This window comes from Streptomyces sp. NP-1717, from assembly GCF_022695985.1.
In the GTDB taxonomy this organism is placed as follows: domain Bacteria; phylum Actinomycetota; class Actinomycetes; order Streptomycetales; family Streptomycetaceae; genus Streptomyces.
On the sequence record NZ_JAAPBF010000236.1, the window covers coordinates 1 to 11,265 of the forward strand.

An 11,265-nucleotide genomic window follows, 5' to 3' on the forward strand; every position below is an offset into this window, starting at 1 on the left:
AGGGCTTCGTCAGCAGGCCGGACCGGGACCGGTTCGCCCGCGAGGTGGAGCTGGCCGGGCGCGTCGAGAGCGTGTCCACGGCGAAGGTGCTGGACTCCGACGCGACGGCGAAGCGCCCTTGGCTGGCCATCGAGTTCATTCCGGCGCCCAGCCTCGCCGAACTCGTCGCCGAAGTGGGGACGTTGCATGTCGACGCCGTCCGGTGGATCGCCGCCGAGGCCGCGCGTGCGCTGGTCGAACTGCACGGAACGGGGGTCGTCCACCGGGACGTCAAACCCCAGAACATCCTGCTGACCGGGGACGGGCCCCGTCTCATCGACTTCGGCATCTCGCACGCCCACGACCACACCAGCTCCGCGACGACGATCGGCACGTTCCCGTTCACCTCGCCGGAACAGGCGTCGGGCAGGAAGTCCACCGCCGCGTCCGACATGTACTCGCTGGGCGCGACGCTCTTCTTCCTGGCGGTCGGCCGGCCGCCGTACGAGCAGACCGACCACTCCATCGGGCTCCTGGCTCTCGTCCAGCGCGCCGAGATCGACACGGACGGGCTGCCGCCCCAACTGCGGCCGCTGATCCTTCCGTTGCTGGAGGCCGAGCCCGGGGACCGGCCCGCACCCGACGAGGTGATGCGGCGGTGTCTGCGCGACCTCGGCCCGCTGTCGGCGACGCGGACAGCGGCACGGTGGCTGCCGCACGAGTGGACCGCGCTCATCGAGGAGTACGCCGAGCAGGGACGCCAACTACAGGGCGGCGCGGTCGACTTCGACGCGGCCGACGCTCGGACGCGGGTGCGGTCCGAGGGCGGTCGGGAGGGTTCGGACGACGAAGTCAGCGAGATGCGCGAACAGTTGGAAGCCCTGCGCATACAGCGGGACGCTCTGGCGCAGGCGCGGGCCGAGGAACGGGCGGAAGCGGAGGAGCGGGAGCGGCGGCGCCTGGAGGAGGAGCGCAGGCTTGGGGAGCAGGCGCGCAAGGCGGCGGAACGGGCGGAAAAGGAACGCCAGGAGAAGGAGCGCAAGGAAGAGGAGCGGAGAGAGAAGGAACGAAGGGAGAAGGAGAGGAAGGAGAGGGAACGGAAGGAGCGCGAACGCCTGGCGCGTGAGCGGGCCCGGAACTCCGCCCGGCGCACCACCCGGGCCGCGTCTGCCGCGTCTGCCGCCTCGGCTCCGAAGACTCCGAAAGCGCCGAAGCCTCCGGTGAAACCCGCCTCGAACGCGTCGAAAAGCTCCGACAGCTGGGGTGGCCTGCTCGTGGGCGCGGTCATCATCGGGCTGCTGATCTGGCAGCCCTGGAACCAGAAGGACGGCGACAGCCCGGTGAGCAACCCCGGGCCGACGTACAGCTCCGGCCTGACCGGTGGTGGCGGCGGAAGCGGTGACATCTCCGCCGGGTCGGACGACTCCTCGAACGGCGACTCGGACGCCTCGGACGGCTCGGACGACTACGAACCGGAACCGGAACCGGAGCCCGAACCGGAACCGGAGCCCGATCCCACCGAGGACGCCTTCAGGGCCGTCTCGGTCGGGGACTGCCTGGACGTCTTCGACACCGGCTACGGCGGCGAGAAGGAGTACGACTGGAGCGAGGACGAGCCGAACACGGCGCCGTGCGGCGACTCGCGTGTGCGCGTCTACGGCACCAGTGACGACTGCGAGAGCGCCGGGGACCAGGCGACCTGGTCGTACTACTCCAGCAGCAGCGGCGAGCGGACCGCGCTCTGCCTCGAAGGCCAGTACCACAAAGGCGACTGCCTGCTCGCCGACAACGACGGCAAGCGGGCCAGCATCGCGATGCTGTCGTCCGTGAACTGCACGGACGAGAGGGTACCCAGCGCGTACAACGACATCTTCGTCATCACGGCCATCTACCGGGCGACGGCGGACACCACGGCCGAGAACTGTCGTACCGGGCAGTACGACAGGAACACCTACTGGTCCCAGGAGGTGGACGACGGCGCGACGATGCTCTGTCTGAGGGCTTACGACTGAGCCGGCCGCCGCACGCGTGGAGAGCGGCGAGAAAGGGCGTGACCACCGTCATCGCTGGGGTCCGGTGGCGACGGGCGGGCCGGGTGGCTCGGCGAGGATGCTCCACGCGACCGGCCCGAGGAGGTCGGCCAGTCGCTCGAAGACGTCCAGGAGCAGGTCGTCGACGCTCAGCATCCCGGCTGTCCGGCCGTCGTCGAGGACCGGCAGCCGGCGTACCCCTGCGCGGCGGAAGGTCCGGTACGCCACCTGTACGTCGTCGGCCGCGTCCACCGTGACGACCCCAGCCGACATGACGGCCTCCACCGGCGCGTCACCGTCGAGCCCGCGGCCCAGCCCCCGTACCGCGAGATCGCGGTCGGTGACGATGCCGCGCAGAGTGCCGTGCTCGGTCACGAGCAGGGATCCGATGCCGCCCTCGGCCATCCGCCGGGCCGCGTCGGCCAGCGAGGTCCGCGGAGTGACCGTCGCCGGCGGCGAGGTCATCACGTCCGAGACTTTCATCGCCCGTCTCCTCGGGGCACTCGGGGCAGGCGATACCGCGCCCTCTCGTACCTCGTCTTCCACTGCACCGTGCGAGCTCGCTCGCACGCTTGGGCCGAGCAGGACCGTCTCGATGGGCCGAACGTCCCGCACCCGCGGCGGCGCGCGTCCTTCCGCCGAATGGCCGATGATTGATGTATGGAGCACTCGTCGCGCCGCTCGTTTCGGGCGCCGCTCGTTTGGCGTTCCTTCGGCGTTCCCTTTCGCCGTTCCTCTCGGGGCAAGGAGGTCGAGTCGTGTTGTTCATGGATCGCCGAGATGCCGGCCACCAGCTGGCAGCGTCTCTCGGACATCTCAAGGGCGCCGGGGTCGTGGTGCTGGGGCTGCCCCGCGGAGGGGTTCCGGTCGCCGCGGCGGTCGCCGAGGCGCTGGGCGCGCCGCTGGACGTCTGTCTGGTGCGCAAGCTGGGCGTGCCGTTCCACCAGGAGCTGGGGATGGGGGCGATCGGCGAGGGCGGCGTCCGCGTGGTCAACGACGAGGTCATGCGTATGACGGGCGTCACCGATGACGAGCTCGCCGGTGTCGAGGCGCATGAACGGCAGGTGCTGGACAGCCGCGCCCGCCGGTACCGGGGCGGACGCGCGCCGATCGGCCTGGCGGGGCGGACGGTGCTGGTGGTCGATGACGGGGTGGCCACGGGGTCGACAGCGCGTGCGGCCTGCCAGATCGCTCGTGCCCGGGGAGCGGCACGGATCGTGCTGGCCGTTCCCGTGGCGCCGCGCGACTGGGCCGAACGGCTGGGCACCGACGCCGACGAACTCGTGTGTCCGCACACCCCGCGGGACTTCTACGCGATCGGACAGTTCTACCTCGACTTCGCCCAGACCGACGACGACGAGGTGGTCGCCTGCCTGGCGGAGGCGGGCGATCGCCCGGCCGGCGGCGACCGGAGCCGGTCCGGCCCGGCGGCCGGCGGGGACGGGAGAACGTCCGGACGGGCGGGCGACGAGGCGGGCGACAAGGTGGGCAGGGAGGCGTCCGTACGGATCGGCGGTGCGACGCTGCGCGGGCGGCTGACCGTGCCCGAGGGCGCGGCCGGGGTCGTCGTCTTCGCGCACGGCAGTGGCAGCAGCCGGCACAGCCCGCGCAACCGTTTCGTCGCGGCCGGCCTGAACCGGGCCGGGCTGGGGACCCTGCTGTTCGACCTGCTCACGGAGGAGGAAGAGGCGGACCGGGCCAATGTCTTCGACACCGGACTGCTGGCCGGGCGGCTCACCGACGCGACCGGCTGGCTGCGGGAACAGCCCGAGTGCGAAGGGCTGGCCGTGGGGTACTTCGGTGCCAGCACCGGTGCCGGCGCCGCGCTGTGGTCGGCGGCCGAGCCCGACGCCCGTATCGCCGCGGTGGTGTCCCGGGGCGGCAGGCCCGACCTGGCCGGAGCGCGGCTGCCTGAGGTGACCGCGCCGACGCTGCTGATCGTCGGTGGCGACGACCTCCAGGTCATCGATCTCAATCGCGCGGCCCAGTCCTGGCTGCACTGCGAGAACCGGCTCGCGGTCGTCCCCGGCGCCACCCATCTCTTCGAGGAGAGCGGCGCGCTGGAGAGGGTCACCGAGCTGGCCGGCGAATGGTTCACGGACCACATGACCCCGGCGGCCCACACGGCGGCGGGCTTCTGAACGGCCCCCGGCCTTCAGCTTTCCCTCCCGGCCGGCTTTCCGTCCCGCTCAGCGCCCTTCGCGTTCAACGTCCCTCGCCCCCCGTCGCGCTCAGCGTCCCCCCAGTTCAACGTCCCTCGCCGTCAGCGCCGGCGGGCCCCAACTCGTCAGCAGGCGCAGGTTCTCCGACGTCGGGGAGCCCGGGAGTGCGTGGTGGATCGTGAGGGTCTGGTCCGAGCCGTCCGGGAGTTGGAGGGTTTCGAAGGAGAGTGTCAGGGCGCCGGCCAGGGGGTGGTGGAGGTGGGTCGTGCCGTGGTGGTGTTCGGTGATGTCGTGGTGGGACCAGAGGCGGCGGAAGTCCTCGCTCCCGGTGGAGAGTTCGGTCACCAGTGACAGCAGCCGCGGGTCGTCCGGGCGGCAGGCGGCGTGTACGCGCAGGGCTCCCACCGCGCCGGCCGCCTCGGTCTCCCAGTCGTCGAACAGGCGGCGGGAGCCCGGCGACAGGAACAGCAGGCGCGCCCAGTTGCGTTCCCGCGGGGGCAGTTGGTCCCAGTCGCCGAAGAGGGCCGCCGCCGTGCGGTTCCACGCCAGGAGGTCGGAGCGCCAGCCCGTGACGTACGCGGGTACGCCGTCCAGGGCCGTCAGCATCTCCCGCAGCGCCGGGCGCACCCGTTCCCGCTCGGGCGGCGGCGGGGCGTGCCTGTTCGTCCGATGGCACTTGGCCAGCCGCGTGAGGTGGTCGTGCTCGGCGTCCGTCAGCCGCAGGGCGCGGGAGAGCGCGCCCAGGACCTCCGCCGACACGTTGTGGCCCCTGCCCTGTTCGAGGCGGGTGAGGTAGGCGACCGACACCCCGGCGAGCTGCGCCAGCTCCTCGCGCCGCAGGCCGGGGACGCGCCGGTACCTCCCGTACAGCGGCAGGCCCGCGTCCTGCGGGCTCAGCCGCCCCCGCCGGGTGCGCAGAAACGCGCCGATCTCGGCGTGGGGGTCGAATACCCGACCGTCGCCCTGTGTCTTCACCGCCGTCTCCGGAGCGTTCATAGCTCCCGACGCTACGCGCACGGAGCGGCCGGTGGCTGTTCCTGTCAGTGGCAGGAACAGCCGGCGCACGTACGGCGGGGGGCTGGCCGGTCCCCGGCCCGCCGGTGAGGCTCGCGGCATCGATCAGCAGCCGTGAGGGGACGTACCCATGTCAGAGAGCCCGGCCACGAGTGAACGACTGCCGCGGGAGGACTCACCGCCCTGGCCCGCCCGGCTGTGGATCTCCCTCATGATCTTCAGCGGGGTGATCCTGCTCGACGGGCTCGACATCTCGATGATCGTCGTGGCCCTCCCCGAGATCCAGCACGAGCTGGGCATGAGCACCGCCACCGCGCAGTGGCTGGTCAGCGCGTACATCCTGGCTTTCGGCAGCTTCCTGCTGCTGGGCGGGCGGGTCGCCGACCTGTTCGGCAGGCGGCGGGTGCTGGTGGTCTCGATGGCCGCGTTCGCCGTCGTGTCGCTGTTCGGCGCGCTCGTCGACGACGGGACGCTGCTCATCGCCTCGCGCTTCGTCAAGGGGATGGCGGCGGGCTTCGCGGCACCGGCGGCCATGTCGCTGCTCACGACGACCTTCCGCGAAGGCCCGGAGCGCAACAAGGCGTTCGGGATCTTCAACGTCTTCGAGGCGTCCGGGTACTCCTGCGGGCTGCTGGTCGGCGGGCTGCTCGCCGGGCTGAACTGGCGGTCCGTCTTCGTCCTGCCGATCCCGCTCTCCGTACTGCTGCTGATCGGCGCGCTGCGCTTCCTGCCGCCGGACCCGCCCCGTACGGAACGCCCCCGTCTCGACTTCGGCGGCGCCGTGACCCTGCTCGCCGGCATGCTGCTCCTGGTCTTCACCGTGGTCTCGGCGGCGGAGGCGGGCTGGTCGTCGTGGCGCACGCTCGGCGGGATCGCCCTGTCCGGGCTGCTGCTGGCCGGGTTCGTCGCGATCGAGCGCACGGTGAAGGAGCCGCTGATCCGGCTGGGCATCTTCCGTGACCGGGGTCTGGTGACCGCCAACATCAGCATCGCCCTGCTCTACGGGGGCGCCATGGGATTCCAGTTCGTGCTGGCCCTGTACTTGCAGGACCTGGCGGGCTGGCGGCCGTGGCAGATGGCGCTGGTCCTGCTGCCGGCCGGGCTCATGGTGGTGGTGGTCGGGCCGGGGCTCGGCGCGCTGATGGACAGGTTCGGCGTGCGGAGGGTGCTGATGGCCGGGCTGGTGGCGTTCCTGCCCTGCTATCTGCTTCTTCTGCGGATCGGTCCGGAGCCGGACCTGTGGACGGTCCTGCTGCCCGCCTCGCTGCTGTGGGGCGTGGGATTCGCACTCAGTATCGCGACGCTGATGGTCGCGGGCACCAGCGGGGTGCCCGACGAGGAGCAGGGGCTGGCCGCGGGCCTGCTCAACAGTTCGCTCCAGATCGGCGGAGCGTTCGGGCTCGCCGTCGTCACGGCGGCGATCATGCCCGGCAACGAGCTGTCCACGCTCCGGCCGGGATTGGTGGTCATCCTGGGGTTCGGGGTCCTGACGATCCTGGCGCAGCTCTCCCGGAAGCGGAACTGACCTCGGAAAAGGGTGACGGGGGACGGGGGTGGCGGCCGGGCGGCGGAGCGGATTGATCCCTTCCGCGACCCCCGTCTCCCAACTGCGCCAATAGTGAGGGCTGTTGACTAACCGTGGATCCTCTGGCCAGGGTTCTGCTGGACAGGGGCGCGTACTCGGAGTGATCATGTCTCTGCCGAGCCCCGGAATTGGCATTTGCGACCGTGCGTACGACACCGTGAGGATGAGTCAGCTGGATGGAATTTCCGCTTCGACTATCTGACCGCACCGTTCTGGTTGCCCGAGGAGGGCTCGGCTCGTGACCCCTGAGGAGAACGAGTACCCCGTCGATCGCCGGCTCGATCAGCCGGTCGATCGCGCGGTCGGTCATCCCGCTGGTCACGACGCCGGTCAGGCCGCCGGTCACGCCGCCGGTCAGGCCGCCGGCCACACGGCCGATCACCCCGTCGACCACCCCGTCGGGAAAGCGGTCGCGAGGAGCGCCGACCAGCCCGTCGAGAGAACCCCCGACCGGTCCCCCGGCCACTCCGAACAGCGCCCGCCGACCCTGCTGCGGGTGCTGCTCGAACGGCTCAACTGGGCGAAGTTTGCCGTCTTCGACGTGCAGTTCAGCCTCGCCGCGCGCCGGGCCGCGAAGGAGTACGGCAACAGCCGCGTCGGCAACGTCTCCGTCTCACGCATCACCTTCAAGCGGTGGCTGGCCGGCACCCAGTCGCCCCAGGGCGACGCGGCCACCGTCCTCGCCTACATGCTCGGCGTCGAGGTGGACCTGCTGCTCCAGCGCGTGCCGAGCCGCGAGGTCGTCCCGGCGCGGCTGCCGCACGGATCGTCGCTCGCCACCGCCCGCTCGATGGACGCCCTGTGGTCCAGTTCCTCCCTCTCGCCCTCGGAGGCCGCGGCCGGCGCGGGCGGGCTCTGGTATCTGGACGGCATGCGCATCTTCGACGGTACGGCGGTGCCCGCCCAGATGTACGAGGCGACGTCGCAGGACGACGTGGTGTCGATCGCCGTGGAGGAGAACCCGCATCTACGCGCGTTCGTCCAGCCCGCGCGCCGGGCCCTGCTCATCGCCTCGCTCGGCGGCAGCGGCGGCGAGGGGCTGTACGTGCTGGACTCCGCCCGCGCGCGCTACCAGCTGGACGCGGACCCGCGCGGGACGCTGCCGATACCGAAGCCGTACCGGCTGGACGACCTGACGTTCGGCATCCTGTGGGCGATGCTCAATCTGGAGGACAGCCTCCTCGCTGACGACCACATTCTCGACAGTGAACGACGTGAGCTGGAGAGCCATTTAGCGATGCCTCGCTCGGCCGTGGCGCGGTCGGCGATGCCGGAGCTGTCCCGGGTGGGTGCCGCCTGGCTCGGCTCGTACTTCTGCACACTGCACATCGAGCGCCATCTCGGTGAGGTGACCGAACCGCCCTTCTTCTGGACGCGTGAGCAGACGGGCGAGGAAGGCGCGGCCTGGCTCTTCTTCCGGCACAAACACGAGCACCTCACCCGTGCGGCGGCGCGGCGCGCCGATCCGTCCGTACGGCCGGGGCACGCGCTCTGCATACCGGAGCAGTCGGTCAAGGACAGCGAGCCGTACGAGCGGATCCTGCTGTTCCTGAGCGTCGCCCTGATGGAGATGCACGGACTGTCGGTGTGGATCTGCGCCGAGGAGGAGTACTCGCAGATCGACGAATTCGTCCTGGCACCCGACGACCGGGTCATTGTGGCCAACTGGCTTCGCTCGGACGGGATTTGGCGTGTCGGCATTACGGATCAGCGGTCCCAGGTCCGTACGTACACCCAGGCGATCGACCATGCCCGTGAGCGCAGTGTGATAGAGGGACCCACCTCCGAGTACCGGCTGCGGGCCCTGGCAGACTATTTGTCGATCGACTGGCCCTGGCTGCTGCGCCGGTGCCAGGAGTTGGGGGCGTACGGAAGTTCCGGCATGCTCCGGCCGCGCAGCCGGCTGCTCAGCATGGACCAGCTGGACGAGGTGCTGCGTTTCGTCGGCGAGTTCGATCCGAAGTGACACTCCGGCACGGCACGCGCGCGCTTTCCGAAGCGGTGTCCGGCCCGAAGTGACCCAGGTCACGGGGGACCTGGGGGCTCAAATGAAGCTCCGCCGACGGACATTCCCGGTCGCGTTCACCAATTCTCCGCATCGTGAAGGACACGCATGGTTGAAGTGCCTTGCCACTGGGCACAGTTGGGTAGAGGATTGCGATGCACTCTTTGAGAGGTTGTTCCTCAAGTCCTGCTCAGATTTTCCTCACAAGCGACCCCCGTACCGATCGCCGCACCATGCGAAATCGATCGTTTGGCGGTCGCATCGCCGTCGCGCCCTGCCGACGGCCTCTTTGCGTTCGAGCCAATAGCCGCTTTTGTGCGATTCACATTGTGAAAGCCATGGGCTCAAGCGACCACTGAACGACCCCTTCCGCCCGTGGCGGCGAACGCGGCCACGGACCAAGCTTGTTATGGCTCTTAATGACGCTGGCATGTGCCTGTACCCGTCCAACTGCCCGTCTGTGAAGGCTCCTTAAACACATGGTCCGCTCCTTCGTGCTCGCTCTGCCGGCCCTGGTTCACCGGCCGGCCGACGCGGCAGCTCCCGAGGGCGGCGGACGGAACGGCGAACCGGGGGGCGTCCCGGAAGGTCCATCGGACCAACGACGCCCGGCACACGCCCCTGGAGCCCCGAGCCGGCGCCGAAGCGCGGCCCTCTCACCTTCATCCGCCGGTCCCCGTCGTACCGAGGACATTTATGCCTGAACTCTCCCCGCACGCCGCCCCCGCCGACCGCCGCAGCGGCCGGCGGCGCGGACGTTCCGCTCGGAAGTCCCAGAACACCGGGAACACGGCCCAGGCTCCCGCCACGGCCAACCGGAATCTGGCCACCGAGAAGGGTCTGCGCTCACGGATCCGTTTTCTCGCCCTGATGCCGGTCGCCACGGTCGTGGTGCTGGCTGCCGGCGCGTGGTCCATGTGGCACTTCGTCGGAAACGGCCCCGCGACCTGGTCCGTCGTGGCCGCCGCCGCCGTCCTCGGCGTGTTCGCGACGGTCGCCGCCACCCGTAAGGCCGCCGCCGTCTCCGCCGCCGTGCACGAGCAGCGGGTCACGAACGCCACCTCCGCGCGGCAGTGGGTCGAGCGGTTCGAGGCGGTGACCACCGAGGGGCAGAAGAACATCGCCCGGCTGCTGGAGCAGATCAGCCGCGGTGAGCGTCCCCAGCTCATGGAGCCGGCGCCCCAGGCCGTCGCCCAGGGCAACCCGTTCGCGGATCTCGAACAGACCCTGCGCCTCGCGCAGCACCAGGCGCTGGCCGCCGTCGCCGAGGCGGGCGCCCGCCAGCAGGTGGACGTCTTCGTCAACATCGCGCAGCGCCTGCACGCGCTGGTCAACCGCGCGCTGGCCCGGCTGGACGATCTGGAGAGCGAGGTCGAGGACCCGGACCTGCTCGGCGGTCTCTTCGGCGTCGACCACCTCGTCACCCAGTTCCGCCGCCAGGTGGAGAGCCTGGCCGTCATGGGCGGCGCGGTCCCCCGCCGTATCAACAAGCCCGTCCCGCTGCCGACCGTGCTGCGCCAGGGTGTCGCCGAGATCGAGCAGTACGCGCGTGTACGTGTCATCCAGCCGCCCGAGGGCACGCTGCCCGGCTACGCCGCGGCCGAGGTCATCCACCTGCTCGCCGAACTCGTCGAGAACGCGGCCCGGTTCTCCGCCCCGGAGACCCAGGTGACGCTGCGCGCCGAGCGTGTCCCGGCCGGTCTCGCGATCGAGATCGACGACCGCGGACTGCCGATGGCGCCCGAGAAGCTGGACCGGATGAACCGGCTGCTCACCAGGCCGGACCAGTTCGACATCCGCGAGCAGCTGGAGGACGGCCGTATCGGCCTGTTCGTGGTCGCGCAGATCGCGCGCAGGCACGACATCGACGTCGCGCTGCGCCGCAACATCTACGGCGGTACGCAGGCCGTCGTCGTACTGCCGAGCGCGCTGCTCGACGCCGCCCCGCCGGCGCCCGCCCAGCGGCAGACACCGGACCAGGAGCAGGAGCAGCGCCGCCGGCAGGAGCAGCAGGCGGAGCACGCGCAGCGTACGGCGCCGTCCAGCGAGCCGGCGTCGGGCGCGGCGTGGTCGGCCTCCCCGCAGGCGCCCCAGCCGTCCCCCCAGCAGACGCCTCAGCACACTCCCCAGCCGGCGCCGCACCAGGTGCCGCATCAGGTCCCGAACCAGGTGCCGCACATCCCGAACCAGGTTCCGCACCACCAGCCGTACCAGGTCCCCCAGTCCACGTCCGACCACCGCAGCCCCCTGCCCGCCGAGGCCGGCGCCCTCGCCGCCCGCGGCGGTCGCGGTACGCACGGTGAGACCCCGTCCGTACGCCGTATCGGCTCGCCCAGCGCCCACGCGGCCGCGACGGCGACGGCCTCGGCCGGATCCAACGGCGGCGGCGAGGCCCCGGCCCCGCTCCCCCAGCGGCAGCCCACCGGGTACGGCGCGGCCAACGGCCAGACCAACGGCGGTCACCACGCCGGCCACAACGGGGGCCACCCG

Annotated in this window: 7 protein-coding genes; 5 read left to right on the plus strand and 2 right to left on the minus strand. The window is 71.1% G+C overall.

What is annotated here, in order from left to right; genetic code table 11:
* A partial coding sequence (locus GXP76_RS30330) for a serine/threonine-protein kinase (protein ID WP_242574822.1) occupies nucleotides 1–1,991 on the plus strand: 1,991 nt, incomplete at its 5' end.
* Nucleotides 1,992–2,039: 48 nt separating this feature from the next.
* On the opposite strand, the gene GXP76_RS30335 is transcribed toward GXP76_RS30330, so the two are convergent.
* Nucleotides 2,040–2,492: a CBS domain-containing protein gene (locus GXP76_RS30335; protein WP_242574823.1), complete on the minus strand. Its 453-nt coding sequence runs from the start codon at nucleotides 2,490–2,492 to the stop codon at nucleotides 2,040–2,042.
* Nucleotides 2,493–2,767: 275 nt separating this feature from the next.
* On the opposite strand from GXP76_RS30335, the gene GXP76_RS30340 reads away from it, so the two are divergent.
* Nucleotides 2,768–4,150, plus strand: a complete 1,383-nt coding sequence (locus GXP76_RS30340) for a phosphoribosyltransferase family protein (protein ID WP_242574824.1) — start codon at nucleotides 2,768–2,770, stop codon at nucleotides 4,148–4,150.
* A 90-nt stretch (nucleotides 4,151–4,240) separates the two neighbouring features.
* Here the strand turns inward: GXP76_RS30340 and GXP76_RS30345 are convergent, their stop codons facing one another.
* Nucleotides 4,241–5,167, minus strand: a complete 927-nt coding sequence (locus tag GXP76_RS30345) for a helix-turn-helix transcriptional regulator (protein WP_242574825.1) — start codon at nucleotides 5,165–5,167, stop codon at nucleotides 4,241–4,243.
* Nucleotides 5,168–5,315: 148 nt separating this feature from the next.
* Between GXP76_RS30345 and GXP76_RS30350 the strand changes: the two genes are divergently transcribed.
* The 3 genes from GXP76_RS30350 to GXP76_RS30360 form a co-directional block, all read left to right on the plus strand.
* Nucleotides 5,316–6,710, plus strand: coding sequence for an MFS transporter (locus GXP76_RS30350; protein ID WP_242574826.1), 1,395 nt, complete (start codon nucleotides 5,316–5,318; stop codon nucleotides 6,708–6,710).
* A 298-nt stretch (nucleotides 6,711–7,008) separates the two neighbouring features.
* A complete protein-coding gene (locus GXP76_RS30355; protein ID WP_242574827.1) occupies nucleotides 7,009–8,736 on the plus strand; it encodes a hypothetical protein in 1,728 nt (575 codons plus the stop codon).
* A gap of 735 nt (nucleotides 8,737–9,471) precedes the next feature.
* Nucleotides 9,472–11,265 (plus strand): sensor histidine kinase KdpD (locus GXP76_RS30360; protein WP_242574828.1); only part of this gene is annotated, 1,794 nt, incomplete at its 3' end.